Raw genomic sequence first — 16517 nt, forward strand, 5'->3', positions numbered from 1 at the left:
AGAAGAGAGAGTCTTACTGGAACTGCGCCTTCTTGTAATAGCCGCTGTCGACCAGCATCTTCTCCCAATTGTCCTTGTACACCACGACCGGCTTCAGGAGATAGGACGGCACGGTCTTGACGCCGTTCTCATAGGTCTTGGTGTCGTTGACCGTGACCTGCTTGCCGGCGAGCGCCGCGTCAACCATGTCGGCGGTTACCTTGGCGAGATCGCGTGTATCCTTGAAGATGGTCGAATACTGGTCGCCCCGCAGCATCGCCTTGATCGATGGCACTTCGGCGTCCTGGCCGGAGATGATCGGCATCGGCTGGTCGGCGCTGCCATAGCCGACGCCTTTCAGCGAGGAGATGATGCCGATCGAGAGGCCGTCATAGGGCGACAGCACGGCGTTGACCTTCTTGTTGCCGTAGTAGGCGCTGAGCAGATTGTCCATGCGGGCCTGGGCGGTGGCACCGTCCCAGCGCAAGGTCGCGACCTTGTCCATGCCCATCTGGCCGGAGGCAACCACGAGCTTGCCGCTGTCGATATAGGGCTTCAGGACGCTCATCGCGCCGTTGTAGAAGAAGTAGGCGTTGTTGTCGTCGGGCGAGCCGCCGAACAGCTCGATGTTGAACGGGCCCTTGCCCTCCTTGAGGCCAAGCCCCTTCTCGATCGATTGCGCTTGCAACACGCCGACCTGGAAATTGTCGAAGGTCGCGTAATAGTCGACGTTCGGCGTGCCGCGGATCAGGCGGTCATAGGCAATCACGGTGATGCCTTTTGCTTTCGCCTGCTTGAGCACGTCGGACAGCGTGGTGCCGTCGATCGCGGCAATCACCAGCGCCTTGGCGCCCTTGGTCACCATGTTCTCGACCTGCGAGAGCTGGTTCGGAATGTCGTCCTCGGCATATTGCAGATCGGTGTTGTAGCCGCGCTCCTTCAGCACCTTGACCATGTTGTTGCCGTCGTCGATCCAGCGCGCCGAAGACTTGGTCGGCATGGCGATGCCGACGGTCGCCTTGTCCTGCGCGAAGGCGGTGACGCCTGCGGCCATCGTTGCGGCGCCGGCCAGCGCCAATGCGAGAAATGTCGTCTTCAATTTCAACATGCTTCACTCCCTTTGGGTGTCAGACTGTTTCTTCATTTCGTCGAGTACAGAGGTAGAGGTCGGCTTCGGATCTCCTATGCGAGCTTGACATCAGGCTCCGCACGCCCACGTGCGGATGCCTCCAACAGAAAGGTGCAGCCGGCCTGCGGATCGCCGGCACGCGCCGCCGCGTCCATATCCTGCCAGGCGGACGTAACGAGCAGGCGCGACAGATCGGGACCGACGAAAGCGGGACAGCTCGCCTGCCTGGCCGGCACGCGCAGCGAGCGCAAGCGCTCGCCTTGCGGAGAATAGACATCGACGCGGCTGGCGCCCCAGCAGGCGTTCCAGATCCGACCGTCGGCGTCGCACACCGAACCGTCCAACCCGCCGATGCCGGTATGGCGCAACAACACCTCCGGCTCGCCACGCGGCAGGCCGGTGGCCGGATTGAGCGGCACCGCATAGAGCACGGCCCGCGCGGTGTCGGTGAAATAACCTGTGGCGCCGTCCGGCGAGAAGCAAATCGAGTTCGGAATGCTGATGCCGGGAAACAGCGTCGAAATCTTGCCGCGGTGGAGCGCGTAGATTGCGCCAGCACCCCGTTCGGCCTTGCGCCCCATGGTGCCGATCCAGAACGTGCCGGATTGATGCACGCGGCAATCATTGGAGCGCGTCGTGGGATTATCCGCTTCGAGCGGACAGAACAGCGTCATCGCGCCATCGGCCACGTTGCGGATGTAACAACCATCCTCCGCGACGACCAGCTGGCGCTCGGCATCGATCCGCCCAAGTGCGCTCGCCATCCGGCCAAGCGCGTGAATGCGGATGCTGCCGCTGCCGAGATGCGCCTCGAACAGGCGCCCCTCGCGAATGTCGAACCACCAGGCGGTGTCGGTGGTGACGTCATAGGTCGGCCCTTCGCCGAGGTGACAGTGTTCGGCAGAGAGAACGGAGGTCGGCACCTCTTCCATCATGACGTCCTCACTGCGAAGCGATAGACGGTATGATGGCGATAGACCTCGCCGGGGACAAGCCGAGGGCTCGGGAAATCCGGCCGGTTCGGTGCGTCAGGCCAGATGTGCGGCTCCAGGCAGATGGCGTCCGACTGCCGGATGAGCTTGCCGCCCTTACCTGAAATCGTGCCGTCGAGATAGTTGCCGGAATAGACCTGAAGGCCGGGCTGATCGGTGAGCAGCTCCATGATGCGTCCCGAGCGCGGCGCCTCCAGCCGTGCAGCGAGCGCGAGCTTGCCGTCACGGCCCAGGCAGTAGGTGTGGTCATAGCCCCTGCCGTTCTGCAATTGCTGATCGCTCTCGCGGATCCGCTCGCCAACCAGCCGAGGTTCGCGGAAATCGAACGGCGTGCCGGCGACGCTACGCGGCGACTCCGGCAGCGGAATGGCCGTGGGATCAATCGCGAGAAAATGCTCGGCGGCGACCATCAACCTATGATCGAGGATCAGTGTACCAGACGTCGCACCTTCCAGGTTGAAGAAGCTATGGTTGGTCAGGTTGACGATGGTCGGCCGGTCGGTCCGGGCTTCCATGGTCAACGACAGTTCGGTCGGGCCGGTGATGCGATAGGTCAGACGCACATCTAGCCGGCCGGGATAGTTTTCTTCGCCATGCGGACTGACATAGGTGAGCGTCACGGCAGGCTCGGCGCCCTCGTCGATCTCCGCGATCTCCCAGAGCTTGCGATCGAAGCCGTCGAGGCCGCCGTGCAGCGCATTGGGGCCGTTGTTGACGGGAAGCTGCACAGTCTCGCCGTCGAGCGAAAACTGCCCCTTGGCAATGCGGTTGGCGTAACGGCCGACGGTGGCGCCGAAGAATTTTCGTTCGGCGAGGTAACCGGCGAACGCGTCATGGCCAAGTACGACGTCGTCGTAGCCACCCTTGCCGTCCGGCGCGATCAGAGCCTGAAGCACCGCGCCATGGGTGATGATGCGCGCTTCGAAGCCGCCCTCCCCGCACAGCACGAAGCGCTCGACCTTGCGGCCGTCCGGCAGCGTCCCGAAAGCGTCTTTTGTTATTCTTGCGCCAGCCATGTCTAGTCCACAAACGGTTCGACGACGGTACGCTTGCCGAGCAGGAAAGCGTCGGCGACGAGACGAAGCGGTGCCAAATCGACATCGCTCGCGCCGGTCGCCGCGAGCTTAACGAAGCGACGGTACAGCTCGCAATATTCCTCATCGGGCGCGTCCGCAACAACCCTGCTGTCGACCTCCAAAATCCTGCCACCTCGGGACAATGTCATCCGGCCCTGATCGGTTTCGGCGACGATATCCCAGCTCTGCGGCCCGGTCTGGCGGAAATCGAACTCGGCCGTTACCGGCAGGCCGCTGATATCGGTCAGCGTCAGGTTGGCGGCAATCGGCGATTGGCAATTGGCCGGAAAGGCAAGCTCAGCCGCGGTGACGAACACCGGCTTTGGCAGGATGCGGGTCAGGATCGAGAGCGCGTTGATGCCGGGATCGAACACGCCGAGCCCGCCGGGCTCCCAAATCCAGGTCTGGCCGGGATGCCAGACGCGGACGTCTTCCTTCCAATTGATGTGCACCGACTTGATCCGGCGCGCAGCCAGCCATTCGCGGGCCGGCTCGACCGCCGGCGCATGGCGCGAATGCCAGGTCGCAAACAAAGTGCGCCTTGCTTCCGTCGCCATCGCGATCAGGGGATCGAGCTCGGCGACGCCGGTGCCCGGCGGCTTCTCCAGCATGACATGCTTGCCGGCGGCGAGCGCCGCGGCGGCCTGGGCACGACGCACCTGCGGCGGCGTGCAGAGCGAGACCGCGTCGATCGGCGGCCCCTTCTCCAGCAATTCCTCGATTGTGGCGAAATGCGGCAATCCCGGCAGCGAGGCGTTGCGGCTGGCGACGGCCACAAGCTTCGCGCCCGGTACCGCGCCGATCGCACCGAGGTGCTGGTCGCGCGCGATCTTGCCGAAGCCGACGATGGCGATACGAAGTTCAGTCACGATCTCTCTCCAGCTGGCGCGGACGGCGATGCCTCGGCCGGCGCGGTCTCGATCACCGTGCCTTCGTGACGGCGCATGCCGTTGTGAATGACGTAGACCATCGCCTCCGAGGCGGTTTCGGCATCGCCCGCCGCAATGGCATCGACGATCCTCTGATGCCAGAGCAGCACGGTGTCGCGGTCCTCTGGCTCGACCGGGGCACTGAGCAAGAACGAGGCGCGCAGCGCAGCCTCGATCACATGCCCGATCGAGCGCATGAAGAGATTGCCGGAGGCGCGCGCCACCGCAACGTGGAGCGCGAGGTCGGCGTCGGCAAACCCCACCGAGTCGGACGCTTCATGCCGCATGCGGTCGATGCACCGACGGAGCTCGGCAACGTCCTCCTCGGACCGGTGCATCGCAGCGAGAACGGCGGCGCGCGGCTCGACGGCCAGACGGATCTCGGCGAGGTCGTTGAGGAAGCGCTTGTCGATGCCGGCATCCAGATGCCAAGCCAAGACATCGGCGTCGAACATGTTCCAGGCCGCGCGCTCGCGCACGACGGTGCCGACCCGCGCCTTGGTCGTCAGCAGGCCTTTGGCGACCAGGGTCTTCACGCTCTCGCGCAGCACCGGGCGCGACACGCCAAACATCGCGATCATCTCGGCGTCACCGGGCAGTCGCGTCCCCTCCGCATGGCGGCCGGCGATGATGTCGACGCCAATCGAGCGGGCCACTTCCGCGTGGTTGGAGTGGGCCCGCCGCGTCGGGATGACGACGATGCGCGAGGTCATGTGGCTGCTCCTGCATTCTTCGCCACCGGTCGGCGCGCGAGCGCGACCAGCCCCTGCTGCAAGGCGATGAAGGCGAACAGCAGGATACCGGTCGCGATCTTAGTCCACCAACTCGACAGCGTGCCGTCGAAATTGATGTAGGTCTGGATCATGCCCTGGATCAGCACGCCGAGGAAAGTGCCGATCACCGACCCCTGCCCGCCCGTGAGCAGCGTGCCGCCGATCACGACCGCCGCGATGGTGTCGAGCTCGACGCCGACGGCGGAGAGCGAGTAGCCGGCGCTGGTGTAGAAGGAGAACACGATGCCTGCGATGCCAGCCAGTAGGCTCGACAGCATGTAGATCTTCACGGTCATCTTGCCCACCGCAACACCCATCAGGCTCGCGGTCGCCCGGCTGCCACCGAGCGCGTAGACATTGGCGCCGAACCTGGTGAGCTGCAGCAGCAGGGCGCCGCCGATCACGATCACCAGCATGATGATCGCGATTGCCGTCAGCCGCCCGCCGCCCGGCATTCGCAACGCGAAGTCCGACACGGTGGAGTAGACCGGCGCAGTGATCGGCACCGATTCCGTCGAGAGCAGGAAGCTCGCACCGCGTGCCAGGAACATGCCGGCCAGCGTGACGATGAACGGCGGCAAGTCGAAGACATGGATCACGGCGCCCATCGCAGCCCCGAATCCTGCCGAGAGCACGAGAACGGCGACGAAGGCGACCAAAGGCGGCACCCCCCAGCGCTCGATCGCCAATGCCACGAAGACGGTGGTGAAGCCGATCACCGAACCGACCGAGAGATCGATGCCGCCGGAGATGATGACGAAGGTCATGCCGGTCGCGACGATGCCGAGAAAGGCGTTGTCGGTGAGGAGATTGCCGACGACGCGGGTCGAGGCGATGTTGGGGAATTGCATCGCGCAGAGCGCAAAGCCCGCGACGAGCACGATCGCCGTGATGAGGACGGGCGGCAGGCCTTTCATGCTTTCGTCCTCCGCAGTCGCGCAGCGATTCCGGCAATGCCGGACAGTTTCGGCGATTGCAGCAGCAGCACCGCGAGCACCACCACCGCCTTGACCAGCAGGTTGAACTCCGGCGGATAGCCCGACAGCAGGATGCCGGTGTTCATGGTCTGGATGATCAGCGCGCCGAGTACGGCCAGAACGAGGCTGAAGCGGCCGCCGAACAGCGAGGTGCCGCCGATCACCACGGCGAGAATGGCATCGAGCTCGAGCCAGAGGCCGGCATTGTTGGCATCGGCTCCCATGATGTCGGCCGCTGCGATCACGCCCGCGAGCGCAGCGCAGACGCCGCACCAGACATAGACCGCCAGGATCATGACGCGAGTGCCGACGCCGGCAAGCTCGCTCGCCCGCGCATTGCCGCCGGTCGCCTCGATCAGGAGCCCCAGCGCCGAGCCCCGCACCACTGCGCCGGTGAGGATCAGCATGCCGAGCGCAATTGCGACCGGCACCGGCAAGCCGAAAATGGCGCCATTGCCGAGCCAGACCAGGTCAGGCGAAGAGAACGTCACGATTCGTCCTTCGGTGATGAGCTGGGCGATGCCCCGGCCCGCCACCATTAGAATCAGCGTCGCCACGATCGGCTGCATGCCGAGCACGGCGACGAGGAAGCCGTTCCAGAGGCCACAGACGAGCCCCGCACCAAGCGCGGCCGCCAGCACCACCGGCAGGCCATGGCTGTCTGCGAGGCTCGCCGCAATGGCGCCCGAGATCGCCATCACCGCACCGACCGACAGGTCGATGCCGCGTGTCGCGATCACCAGGACCATACCGAGCGAGAGCAGCGCCACCGGTGTGCCGCGGTTGAGCACGTCGATCAGGCTGCCGAACAGCCGCCCGTCCTGGAGCCGCAGGTCGAAGAACTGCGGCGAAACCACGCGATCGACCGCCAGGATGACGACCAGCGCGAGGATCTGGGCAAGGCCGCGGCGCGGCAGCAGCGCTGTCATGCCCGCCCCTCATGCGCGATGGCTTTGCCGTCGGCGGCGATGGCGGCGAGAATGTTGCCGACATCGATCGCCTCGCCCGCGAGATCCTCGACATGCGCGCGGTCGCGCAGCACCACGACGCGGTCGGAATAGGTCACGATCTCATCGAGCTCGGAGGAAATCACGAGCAGCGCCAGACCGTCGTCGCAGAGCTCGCGGATCAGGCGGATGATCTCGGCATGCGCGCCGACATCGATGCCGCGGGTCGGCTCGTCCAGCACCAGGAGCCGCGGCGAAGTCGCAAGCCAGCGCGCCAGTAGCACCTTTTGCTGATTGCCGCCCGACAGCAGACCCACCGGTCGCTCCGTATCGGGCGGGCGGATGTCGAGCGTTTTGACGTAACGACTCGCGATCTCATCCTGCTCGCGGCGCGACAATGGGCGATGCAGGCCGCGCTTGGCCTGGAGCGCGAGCACGATGTTCTCACGCACGCTGAGCTCGGCGACGATGCCGTCGGTCTTGCGCTCCTCCGGGCAATAACCAAAGCCGTGGCGCACGCCGTCGCGCGGCGACTGGAGCCGCACAGGCGCGCCCTCCACCCTCGCCTGCCCGTGATCGGCGCGCTCGGCGCCGAACACCAGCCGCGCCGTCTCGGTGCGGCCCGAACCGAGCAGGCCGGCAAGGCCGACGACCTCGCCATGGCGTAGCTCGAGATTGAACGGCGCGACATAGCCGGCCTTGCCGTAACCCTCGAAGCTCACGCAGACCTCGCGCGGCTTGTGCTCGGCGGCAGAAGCACGCGCACTGGTGGTCTCGGCCAGTTCGCGGCCGAGCATCATCCGGATCAGATCGAGCCGCGGCAACGAAGCCGTCTCGCGTTCGCCGACCAGGCGGCCGTTGCGCAGCACCGTGATGCGGTCGGAGATCTCGTAGACCTGGTCGAGGAAATGGCTGACGAAGACGATGCCGATGCCACGCGTTGCGAGCTGGCGCATGATGCCGAAAAGGATCTCGACCTCGTGGCGGTCGAGGCTCGCGGTCGGCTCGTCCAGGATCAGCACGCGCGCGGAAAGATCGACGGCCCGCGCGATCGCGGTGACGTGCTGCACTGCGACGGAATAGCTGCCGAGCGGTGCGGCGACGTCGATGTCGAGGCCGAAATCCGCGAGTAGCGCCTTGGCGCGACGGCGCATTTCGCCCTCGCGCACGATGCCGAAGCGCATCGGCTGGCGATCGAGAAACAGGTTTTGCGCCACCGAGAGGTTCGGCAGCAGATTGACCTCCTGATAGACCGTGGCGATGCCGGCCTGAAGTGCGGCCTTGGCCGAGCGCGGGGCGATTTCTTCGCCGCCGATCCTGACAATGCCGGCGTCGCGCGGAAAAACGCCGGTGATTACCTTGATCAGCGTGGATTTGCCGGCACCGTTTTCGCCGAGCAGCGCATGGATCTCACCGGCGCGCAGCGTGAAGTCGACCTCCTGCAACGCGCGCACAGCACCGAAGCTCTTGCTGATCCTGCGTACCTCCAGCAGTTGCGGAGCAGGATCGAAGCTGGTCTCCATGGCAAATTCACTCCCACCGGCGCCCGCCCATGATGCGGACACCCAGCATATTCGTTCACGCAGCAGTTTCGAAGGGGGCGCCGGACCGCAAGGAGCGGTCCGGCGCGACGTCCGCCTCAGTAGCCGAGGCCCTTCTTGCTGTCGTAAATCTTCTGCGGATCATCGGCGGCGGTATAGAGCTTGGACTCCGTCTGGATCCATTTCGGCGGAACCGTGCCCTTCCCCTTGAACGCCGCGATCGCATCGAGCGCAGGGCCGGCCATGTTCGGCGTCAGTTCGACGGTCGCATTGGCTTCGCCGGCGGCCATCGCCTTGAAGATGTCGGGGACGGCGTCGATGGAGACGGTGAGAATCTCCTTGCCGGGCTTGAGACCGGCTTCCTTCATCGCCTGGATCGCGCCGACCATCATGTCGTCGTTGTGCGCGTAGACGGCGCAGATCGACTTGCCGCCGCCTTCGGCCTTGATGAAGCTTTCCATCACCTCCTTGCCCTTGGCGCGGGTGAAGTCGCCGGTCTGGCTGCGTACCACCTTCAGGTTCGGATGCTTGGCGATGGCGGTGTCGAAACCCTTCTTGCGGTTGGCCGCGACGCTGGCGCCGACCGTGCCCTGCAATTCGACGATGTTGCAGGCCTTGGTCCCGACGGTCTTGGCGAGCCAATCGCCGGCGACGGCGCCTTCGTGCACGCTGTCGGAGGTGACGGCGGTGAGATAGAGATCCTTGCCGGAGGGATCGATGTCGCGGTCGAGCAGCACGACCGGGATCTTGGCTTCCTTGGCTTCCTTCAGCACCGAATCCCAGCCGGTCGAGACAACTGGCGCAAGGAAGATCGCATCGACGTTCTGCGCGATGAAGGAGCGGATCGCCTTGATCTGGTTCTCCTGCTTCTGCTGGGCGTCGGCGATCTTGAGATTGACCTTGCGCTTGGTCGCTTCCTGCTTGGAGACCGACGTCTCGGCCGCACGCCAGCCGGATTCCGATCCGATCTGCGAGAAGCCGATGGTGAGCTCGGCGGCATTCGCCGGCAGCGCGAGCAGCAACGCGGCCGTGGCGCTGGCCGCAAAGAGGGCTTTGAGGGTCATCAGACGTGTCTCCCAAGATGTTATCCGGGGTGTTCATCGGTAGCATGACACCCTCAGGCCGCCCTTCGAAGCGGCGGGAGGCACTATTTCACGGAAGATGGGTTCCGACTAGTCATATTATTTGACTATTTGGAGGAATGATTTGGGCACGCGAAGCTGATTGCGCAGAAGACACGCTCAGCGCGATCTTGAGCCATGGATGCAACGCGGAGATGAAGGCAATTGTGCGAGGATTGGGATGAGGGAGTCTCCGCGAGGACGGTGACAGACGAACCCGCACCCCCTCCGCGTCCTTGCGCGCGCAACGAAGCAATCCAGAATTTGTCCGCGGAGGGACTCTGGATTGCTTCGCTGCGCTCGCAATGACGATGTGGATAGAGTTCTGCGTCTTTCGACCAGATCGCCTCGTGGAGGATCCCCTCACCCGAATTTGCGCTTCGCGTAAATTCGACCTCTCCCCGCAAGCGGGGAGAGGTGGAGGAGGCCGGCGCTAGATCACCTTCCGCTGCGCCAGATTCTTCATCAGTGCACTGAAACCAAAGGTCCAGGGCTCACACTCGTCGCTGGTGCGCATGCGGTTGACGAGCTTGCCGAGCTCAGGCGCGGCGATCGTGACGATGTCGTCGCGCTTGTGGGTGAAGCCCTGCCCCGGCGCGTCGCGATCCTTGACCGGTGCGAACATCGTGCCGAGGAACAGCACGAAGCCGTCGGGATATTGATGCACCTTGCCGATGGTTTGCTCAACGAGATCGGTCGGATCGCGGCTGATCATGCTGATTGAGGAATGGCCGTCGAGAACAAAACCGTCCATGCCCTTCACGTTCAGGCTGATGTCGAGCTTGCGCGCATCATCGAGCGTAAAGCTGTCGTCGAACAGGCGCAGCAACGGGCCGATCGAGCACGAAGCGTTGTTGTCCTTGGCCTTCGACAAGAGCAGCGCCGAGCGGCCCTCGAAGTCACGCAGGTTCACGTCGTTGCCGAGCGCGCCGCCGACGATCTTACCTTTGCTCGATACGAACAGCACGAGCTCCGGCTCGGGATTGTTCCAGGTCGATTTCGGATGCAGGCCGGCATCCATGCCGGTGCCGACCGACGACAATGTCGGCGCCTTGGTGAAGACCTCGGCATCGGGGCCGATGCCGACTTCGAGATACTGGCTCCAGGCGTTCTGCTCGATCAGCACCTGCTTCAGGTGCATTGCCTGGTCCGAGCCCGGCTTGAGCTTCGACAGATCGTCGCCGATCAGCCGCGTCACCTCTTTGCGGATCGCCTCGGCCGAGGCCGGGTTGCCCTTGGCGCGCTCCTCGATCACGCGCTCCAGCATCGAGATGGCGAAGGTGACGCCGGCGGCCTTCAGCGTCTGCAGGTCGACGGGTGCAAGCAGCCACGGCTTTTTCGGATCGCGCCGGTCCGGCGGGGTGTTGGCCACGATGGCCTCGAGGTCGCCGATGCGCTCGCCCCCGGTCGCGGCAAGCGCCTTCGCCGGATTGTCCTCTTCGCAAAGTGCGCTGATGGTCGGAAATTTCGCCGTGACGTCGAAGACGCCATCACCACGCACAGCGACCACGGCGGGCCCATTCACTTGCGGCAGCCAGACGCGGCCGGCCAGCGTTCCCCTTGTGCCGTCCTCGGGAAGAAGATCCTTGACAGTCAGTGTCGTCATGGCCGCATCCTCGCTGTTTCTTCAATCGGCCGCGTTGAACGGCGGCCGACCTCATTGGCGAAGACCAATAAACGTCTGGTTCCGGATGTCCAGAGCAGCGGCGAAGGGCGGCTATGCCCCTGCCCGCGCCTTCCGCGCCGCAATCTGCTGCAGCGCCCAACGCGCGTTCTTGCGCACATCGGGATCGGAATCGTCGGCAATGACGGCCAGGAACGCCTCGCCATCCGGATGGGCGATCTCGCCAAGTGCGGCGGCGGCCTCTTTCCGCAAATTGGCATGGTCGTGGTTGATACAATTACCGATCGGGCGCACAGCACGCTCGATCTTCATCTTGCCGAGGCTGCGGATCGCCTTCAGCCGCACCTGCCAGAACTCGTCAGCGAGCGAGGCGACGAGCTGATCGGCTGCGATCGCACCATTCACGTTGAGGCCCAGCGTTTCTGCGGCCATCTCGCGCACCATCCAGTCGGCATCCTTCAGCGCGCGCGTGATCGTCTCCGCCGCGGGCTTCATCTGCGAGAACGCCAATGCGCTCACGGCGGCGCGGCGCACATGGGCGTCGGGATCATTGATCAGTGCGGTCAGCGCGGGGATCGATTCCTCCAGCTTCAGGAAGCCGATCACGCCGATCGCCTGCACCCGCACCGCAGCGTCCGAATCTTGCAGCGCCTCCAGCGCGGGCTTCAGCGTGTCCTTGCGACGCAGCTCCTTGAGTGCGCGCAGCGCGCCCATGCGAACGAAGGCATGGGGATGCCTCACCAGCGGCAGGATGACATCCGCGCAAGCGGGATCCTTGAATTCGGCCATGCCGTCGGCCGCGGCCGCCGCGACGATTCTCTCGGGGTCGACCAGCAGCTGAACGAGCGCGCCCGCGGCCTCCGGCCCGTCGAACTCGCCAAGTGCCATCGCGACCTGCTGGCGTACGCCGGCGTCAGGATCGGCGACCATGTTGGCGAGATGCGCAACCGCCGCGGGATCGCCGGAATGGCCAAGCGCGATGATGGCGACGCGGCGCTCGGCGGGATCTGCCGCCTGCAACCGCTCGTCGGCGTCTTCGAGATCATCGTAGGATTCGAACGGGCTCGACATGATCACCTCAACAGATAGGGAATGTTGACGGTGACGGCGCCGGTCGGGCAATCCGCCTCGCAAGGCATGCAGTACCAGCACTCGTCATAGGCCATGTAGGCCTTGTTGGTCATATCGCTGATGCGCAGCACGTCGAGCGGGCAGACGTCGACGCACACGGTGCAACCCTTGTCCGCGATGCATTTGGCGTCGTCGACGACCACCGGAACCGATGTCTGATAAGAAGCGAGAGGCATCGTTATCTCCTGTTTCTATTGTTGGCGGTGGATCAGGCGGTGGCGCGGATGCGCTGCTTGTCGTAGAGATCCTTCTCGTCGTCGGCGATCGGCACGACATAGGGCTCCACCGCACGCTTCTCGCTGGTCATCTTGCCGTCCTGCTTGCTCAGCAGCGTGTGGCAGAACCAGTTTTCGTTATCCTTCTCCGGGAAATCCGTGCGCCAGTGATAGAGGCCCCAACGGCTCTCTTCGCGGTAGAGCGAGGCGTGCGCGGCCATGTCGGCGCAGTCCATGATCGACCGCACTTCGAGCGCGCGGAGCAGTTCATGCGCGTTGCGCGCGATCATGCGCTCCTGCATGTCCTCCCGCGCCTCGGCAAGGCGGCGCATCCCGAGCTCGTATTTGCGGGTCACCTTCGGCGGCTGGAGATAGTCGTTGACGAGACGCCGGGTCTTGTACTCGATCTGGTTCGGCGGAATGCCGTCCTCGCGCTTGGTCGGCGCCATCACGCGTTCACGCTCCAGCGCGACGTCCGCAGCGTCGAATTCCGCGAAGTCATGACTGTCGGCGAACTCCATGGCGTCGATGCCGGCGACCGAGCCGTTGGTGAAGGCGCCGAGCATGTAGTTGTGCGGAACGCTCGCCATGTCGCCGGCGGCATAGAGGCCGGGCACGGTGGTGCGCGCGTTGTCGTCGACGAACACGCCGGAGGCGCTGTGACCGGAGCAGAAACCGATCTCGGAAATGTGCATCTCGATCGACTCGCTGCGGTAGTCGACGCCGCGCCCCTGCTGGAACAGACCGCGCGTCGGACGCTCGACCTTGTGCAGCGTCGATTCGATTTCCGAGATCGTATCCGGATGCAGGTGCTTGAGCTGGAGGAACACGGGACCTTTGCCGGACAGCAACTCGTTGTAAAACTCCAGCATCATCTGTCCCGACCAATAGTCGCATTCGATGAAGCGCGAGCCTTCGTTGTTCGCCGTGAAGGCGCCAAAGGGGCCGGCGACATAGGCGCAGGCCGGGCCGTTATAGTCCTTGATAAGCGGATTGATCTGGTAGCATTCGAGGTTCGCGAGCGCCGCCCCCGCGTGATACGCCATCGCATAGCCGTCGCCGGAATTGGCCGCGTTCTCGTAGGTCCCGAACATGTAGCCGGAGGTCGGCAGCCCCAGGCGGCCGGCTGCGCCCATGCACAGGATCACGGCCTTGGCCTTGATCACGAGCATCTCGGCGGTGCGGGTGTTGACGCTGACCGCACCGGCGATGCGGCCGTCGGCGGATTTGAGCAGCCTGGTCGCCATGTAGCGGTTGGAGATCAGGATGCGGGCGCGACGAAGCTGACGGTAGAGCGCCTTCTTCACGGTCTCGCCGTTCGGCATCGGCAGAACGTAGGTGCCGATATGGTGCACCTTCTTGACGGCGTAGTCGCCGTTCTCGTTCTTCAGGAAGCGGATGCCGAAACTGTCGAGCTCCTCGATGATCTTGTAGCAGTTCTGCGCGTATTTGTAGACCGCCTTCTGGTCGACGATGCCGTCATTGGCGATCGTGATTTCCTTGGTGTACTGCTCCGGCGTCGCGTAGCCGGGGATGACGGCGTTGTTGAGCCCGTCCATGCCCATCGAGATGGCGCCGGAGCGCTTGACGTTGGCCTTTTCGAGCAGGACGACGTTGGCCTTCGGATTCTTCAGCTTCGCCTTGAGCGCCGCCATCGGGCCGGCCGTGCCGCCGCCGATGACAAGCACATCACAGGAAACCTCCGAAAGTCCGTCGACGATCTGATCTAGTGCCATCGCTTGCTCCTGGTTCGCCGATGGTCGGCGCCTTTGCATCAGATTTGTTCAGGGGGCAGCCCGGCGATAGCAATTAGTTGTCGCCGGGATGCGATTTGCGCCTCAGCGCTCGACGAAGGCCTTTTCGATGACGAAATGGCCGGGCTGGCTGTGATTCCCCTCGACGAAGCCGCGCGCGGAAAACATCGCGTGGAGCTCGTCGAGCATCGCCGGACTGCCGCAGAGCATGATGCGATCGGTTTCGATATCGAGGCCGGATTGCCCGATGTCGTCGAACAGCTGATTGGAGGCGATCAGGTCGGTGATGCGGCCGCGGTTCCTGAACGGCTCGCGGGTGACGGTCGGGTAGTAGACAAGCTTGTCGCGGATCAGCGGTCCGAAGAATTCGTGATCACGCAGGCCGTCGACGACGTGCTCGCCATAGGCGAGCTCGGAGACCTGGCGGCAGCCATGAGCGAGCACGATGGTTTCGTAATTCTCGTAGACGTCGGGGTCCTTGATCAGGCTCGCGAACGGCGCAAGGCCCGTGCCGGTCGAGAGCAGCAGCAGGCGCCTTCCCGGAATGAGGTTGCCGGTGATCAGCGTGCCCGTCGCCTTGCGGCCGACCAGGATGATGTCTCCCTCCCTGATCTTCTGGAGGCGCGAGGTCAGCGGGCCGTCCTGCACTTTGATCGAGAAGAACTCGAGCGCCTCTTCGTGGTTGGCGCTCGCCATGCTGTAGGCCCGCATCAACGGCTTGCCCTCGACCTCGAGCCCGATCATGGCGAACTGGCCGTTCTGAAACCGGAAGCCGGGATCCCGCGTCGCAGTGAAGCTGAACAAGGAGTCGGTCCAGTGCCTGACCGACAGAACCGTTTCCTTCTGAAATGCGCTCATGGTCTCTCCTTGGCCATCGATGGCGCACAAGGTTTCGGAGAGACGGGAGTCCGGCAATGCGGAAGTGACATCGCCGGTCGATTAGTTTCACATTTCGTGGAGGGTGACTGAAGAGAAGGCAGCCCGCAGCGTGCCAGCGCCGGCAATTAGTTGCTATTCGCGTTCGCCTGTGGCGGCGTAGAAAGACGTCGGAGGTTCGTCATGACAATGACCTTGGTGACGCCGACAGTGGCCGACTATGAAGCAAGCGCCGACCTGGCCTCGCTCCTCGTCCGCACCACGCAGGACGACGCGCTCAGCGTCCCCGCCGAAAAACTCCGCCTCTCTTGCAAATGCGCGCACTGCACCCGCGCCCGCTTCGACGGCCGCTTTCCGGAAGCGTTTCCGGGCATCGCGATCATCGAGATCGGCGATCTCGGTTATGGGCTGAACATCTCGTTTTCGGATGGGCACAACAGGGGGATTTACCCGAAGCCGTATCTGCTGAGCTTGGCGGGGCGCTGACCCACCTTCAGTGTCGTCATTCCGGGGCGCCCGGAGGGCGAGCTCGGAATGACGCAGGAAGTTGCGCTTTCCGATCTGGCACGGACATTGCTCCTCTTTAGAACGGTTTGAACGTTCCGGAGGTAGACGATGTTGCAGGCGGCCAATGTGGTTCGCGGAGCTATTCCCCCGGCAGTCCGGCCTGCCGGCAGTTCCTCGCTGCTGCTCACCGAGAACCAGCAATGGATAGGCGGACCGCCGCCCTTGATGGACAAGCTCTCACCGCGCGAGCGAGAGCTGGTGCTGAAGCAGGGCCGGCGAAAGGTGCTCAACCGCGGCCAGACGCTGTTCAGCCAGGGCGGCAGGCATGACGGCATCTGGCTGATCGAGAGCGGCCGCATCCGGGTGTTCTACACCTCTCCGCTCGGCCGCGAGATCACGCTGGCCTACTGGCATGTCGGCAATTTCGTCGGTGGACCCGAGGTGTTCGAGGGCACCGTGCATCAATGGTCCGGCGTCGCGTCCAGCAATTGCAGCGTGGTGCACCTGCCCGGCAAGGAGCTGCGGTCCCTTGCCACCGAGATCCCGAACCTTGCAATCGGCCTCATCGAAGGCCTCACCTTCAAGGGCAAATGCTATTCGGCGCTGGCCCAAATGCTGGGAACGCGCTCGATCACGCAGCGTCTCGCACATCTGCTGCTGCATCTCGTCGAGCTCTACGGCGTCGACGATGCCGACGGCACCGTGATCGCCGCGGCCTTCACCCACGCCGACATCGCCCACATGGTCGGCGCCACGAGACAGTGGGTCACGATCAGTCTGAAGCGCATGCAGGAGAAGGGAATCGTCCTGACCAAGCGCTCGCAGATCGTGGTCTGCCGGACCGACGTGCTGGAGGAGATGCGAGGACACGCATCCGACTGAACGAGTTTGCGATCAGGCCCGGTGCACAGGCAAGCGGCTTTATAGTGCAGGACTGCTCAAGGAG

The 16517-nt window shown here is 64.2% G+C and carries 16 protein-coding genes; 2 read left to right on the forward strand and 14 right to left on the reverse strand.

The annotated features are described in order from the left end of the window. Nucleotides 1-13: 13 nt before the first annotated feature. The 14 genes from chvE to NLM27_RS19080 all read right to left on the reverse strand — a co-directional run bounded on the left by chvE (nt 14) and on the right by NLM27_RS19080 (nt 15046). A complete protein-coding gene (gene chvE / locus NLM27_RS19015) occupies nt 14-1087 on the reverse strand; it encodes a multiple monosaccharide ABC transporter substrate-binding protein (protein WP_254144764.1) in 1074 nt (357 codons plus the stop codon). Nucleotides 1088-1161: 74 nt separating this feature from the next. Continuing rightward, entirely contained in the window at nt 1162-2040 is an 879-nt protein-coding gene (locus tag NLM27_RS19020; RefSeq protein WP_254148867.1) for an SMP-30/gluconolactonase/LRE family protein, read from the reverse strand. Continuing rightward, complete coding sequence (locus NLM27_RS19025; RefSeq protein WP_254144765.1) at nt 2040-3116, reverse strand: aldose epimerase family protein; 1077 nt, start codon at nt 3114-3116, stop codon at nt 2040-2042. The genes NLM27_RS19020 and NLM27_RS19025 overlap by 1 nt, the downstream gene beginning before the upstream one ends. A gap of 2 nt (nt 3117-3118) precedes the next feature. Next, entirely contained in the window at nt 3119-4045 is a 927-nt protein-coding gene (locus NLM27_RS19030; RefSeq protein WP_254144766.1) for a Gfo/Idh/MocA family oxidoreductase, read from the reverse strand. After that, nucleotides 4042-4818 carry a FadR/GntR family transcriptional regulator gene (locus NLM27_RS19035; protein ID WP_254144767.1) on the reverse strand — a complete coding sequence of 259 codons (777 nt, stop codon included), beginning with the start codon at nt 4816-4818 and terminating at the stop codon, nt 4042-4044. Before NLM27_RS19035 ends, NLM27_RS19030 begins: the two co-directional genes overlap by 4 nt. After that, nucleotides 4815-5795 (reverse strand): galactofuranose ABC transporter, permease protein YjfF, encoded by a 981-nt coding sequence (gene yjfF, locus NLM27_RS19040; protein ID WP_254144768.1) that lies wholly within the window; start codon nt 5793-5795, stop codon nt 4815-4817. Before yjfF ends, NLM27_RS19035 begins: the two co-directional genes overlap by 4 nt. Then, a complete protein-coding gene (locus NLM27_RS19045; RefSeq protein ID WP_254144769.1) occupies nt 5792-6784 on the reverse strand; it encodes an ABC transporter permease in 993 nt (330 codons plus the stop codon). The genes yjfF and NLM27_RS19045 overlap by 4 nt, the downstream gene beginning before the upstream one ends. Then, on the reverse strand, nt 6781-8325 hold the full coding sequence (locus NLM27_RS19050; protein ID WP_254144770.1) for a sugar ABC transporter ATP-binding protein: 1545 nt from the start codon (nt 8323-8325) through the stop codon (nt 6781-6783). The genes NLM27_RS19045 and NLM27_RS19050 overlap by 4 nt, the downstream gene beginning before the upstream one ends. Nucleotides 8326-8441: 116 nt before the next feature. Then, nucleotides 8442-9407 (reverse strand): galactofuranose ABC transporter, galactofuranose-binding protein YtfQ, encoded by a 966-nt coding sequence (gene ytfQ, locus NLM27_RS19055; protein WP_254144771.1) that lies wholly within the window; start codon nt 9405-9407, stop codon nt 8442-8444. A 490-nt stretch (nt 9408-9897) separates the two neighbouring features. Next, nucleotides 9898-11070 carry a fumarylacetoacetate hydrolase family protein gene (locus NLM27_RS19060; protein ID WP_254144772.1) on the reverse strand — a complete coding sequence of 391 codons (1173 nt, stop codon included), beginning with the start codon at nt 11068-11070 and terminating at the stop codon, nt 9898-9900. Nucleotides 11071-11181: 111 nt separating this feature from the next. Beyond that, on the reverse strand, nt 11182-12159 hold the full coding sequence (locus NLM27_RS19065; protein ID WP_254144773.1) for a HEAT repeat domain-containing protein: 978 nt from the start codon (nt 12157-12159) through the stop codon (nt 11182-11184). Nucleotides 12160-12161: 2 nt separating this feature from the next. Then, the gene (locus NLM27_RS19070; protein ID WP_007593252.1) at nt 12162-12395 is read right to left on the reverse strand and encodes a ferredoxin family protein; all 234 of its coding nucleotides are present in this window, start codon (nt 12393-12395) and stop codon (nt 12162-12164) included. 32 nt (nt 12396-12427) lie between these two features. Further along, complete coding sequence (locus NLM27_RS19075; RefSeq protein WP_254144774.1) at nt 12428-14170, reverse strand: fumarate reductase/succinate dehydrogenase flavoprotein subunit; 1743 nt, start codon at nt 14168-14170, stop codon at nt 12428-12430. A 102-nt stretch (nt 14171-14272) separates the two neighbouring features. Next, on the reverse strand, nt 14273-15046 hold the full coding sequence (locus tag NLM27_RS19080) for a ferredoxin--NADP reductase (RefSeq protein ID WP_254144775.1): 774 nt from the start codon (nt 15044-15046) through the stop codon (nt 14273-14275). A 207-nt stretch (nt 15047-15253) separates the two neighbouring features. Between NLM27_RS19080 and NLM27_RS19085 the strand changes: the two genes are divergently transcribed. Further along, a complete protein-coding gene (locus NLM27_RS19085) occupies nt 15254-15550 on the forward strand; it encodes a gamma-butyrobetaine hydroxylase-like domain-containing protein (RefSeq protein WP_254144776.1) in 297 nt (98 codons plus the stop codon). Between the two features lie 129 nt (nt 15551-15679). Continuing rightward, complete coding sequence (locus NLM27_RS19090) at nt 15680-16453, forward strand: Crp/Fnr family transcriptional regulator (protein ID WP_254144777.1); 774 nt, start codon at nt 15680-15682, stop codon at nt 16451-16453. Nucleotides 16454-16517: the final 64 nt, after the last annotated feature.

Origin of the sequence: Bradyrhizobium sp. CCGB12, assembly GCF_024199845.1 — a bacterium.
Taxonomy (GTDB): Bacteria; Pseudomonadota; Alphaproteobacteria; order Rhizobiales; family Xanthobacteraceae; genus Bradyrhizobium.

Coding starts and splice junctions, on each gene's coding strand:
- NLM27_RS19085 (WP_254144776.1), top strand. CDS start 15,254: ATGACCTTGGTGACGCCGACAGTGGCCGACTATGAAGCAAGCGCCGAC.
- NLM27_RS19065 (WP_254144773.1), bottom strand. CDS start 12,159: ATGTCGAGCCCGTTCGAATCCTACGATGATCTCGAAGACGCCGACGAG.
- NLM27_RS19080 (WP_254144775.1), bottom strand. CDS start 15,046: ATGAGCGCATTTCAGAAGGAAACGGTTCTGTCGGTCAGGCACTGGACC.
- chvE (WP_254144764.1), bottom strand. CDS start 1,087: ATGTTGAAATTGAAGACGACATTTCTCGCATTGGCGCTGGCCGGCGCC.
- NLM27_RS19045 (WP_254144769.1), bottom strand. CDS start 6,784: ATGACAGCGCTGCTGCCGCGCCGCGGCCTTGCCCAGATCCTCGCGCTG.
- NLM27_RS19060 (WP_254144772.1), bottom strand. CDS start 11,070: ATGACGACACTGACTGTCAAGGATCTTCTTCCCGAGGACGGCACAAGG.
- NLM27_RS19090 (WP_254144777.1), top strand. CDS start 15,680: ATGTTGCAGGCGGCCAATGTGGTTCGCGGAGCTATTCCCCCGGCAGTC.
- NLM27_RS19075 (WP_254144774.1), bottom strand. CDS start 14,170: ATGGCACTAGATCAGATCGTCGACGGACTTTCGGAGGTTTCCTGTGAT.
- yjfF (WP_254144768.1), bottom strand. CDS start 5,795: ATGAAAGGCCTGCCGCCCGTCCTCATCACGGCGATCGTGCTCGTCGCG.
- NLM27_RS19070 (WP_007593252.1), bottom strand. CDS start 12,395: ATGCCTCTCGCTTCTTATCAGACATCGGTTCCGGTGGTCGTCGACGAC.
- ytfQ (WP_254144771.1), bottom strand. CDS start 9,407: ATGACCCTCAAAGCCCTCTTTGCGGCCAGCGCCACGGCCGCGTTGCTG.
- NLM27_RS19020 (WP_254148867.1), bottom strand. CDS start 2,040: ATGGAAGAGGTGCCGACCTCCGTTCTCTCTGCCGAACACTGTCACCTC.
- NLM27_RS19035 (WP_254144767.1), bottom strand. CDS start 4,818: ATGACCTCGCGCATCGTCGTCATCCCGACGCGGCGGGCCCACTCCAAC.
- NLM27_RS19050 (WP_254144770.1), bottom strand. CDS start 8,325: ATGGAGACCAGCTTCGATCCTGCTCCGCAACTGCTGGAGGTACGCAGG.
- NLM27_RS19025 (WP_254144765.1), bottom strand. CDS start 3,116: ATGGCTGGCGCAAGAATAACAAAAGACGCTTTCGGGACGCTGCCGGAC.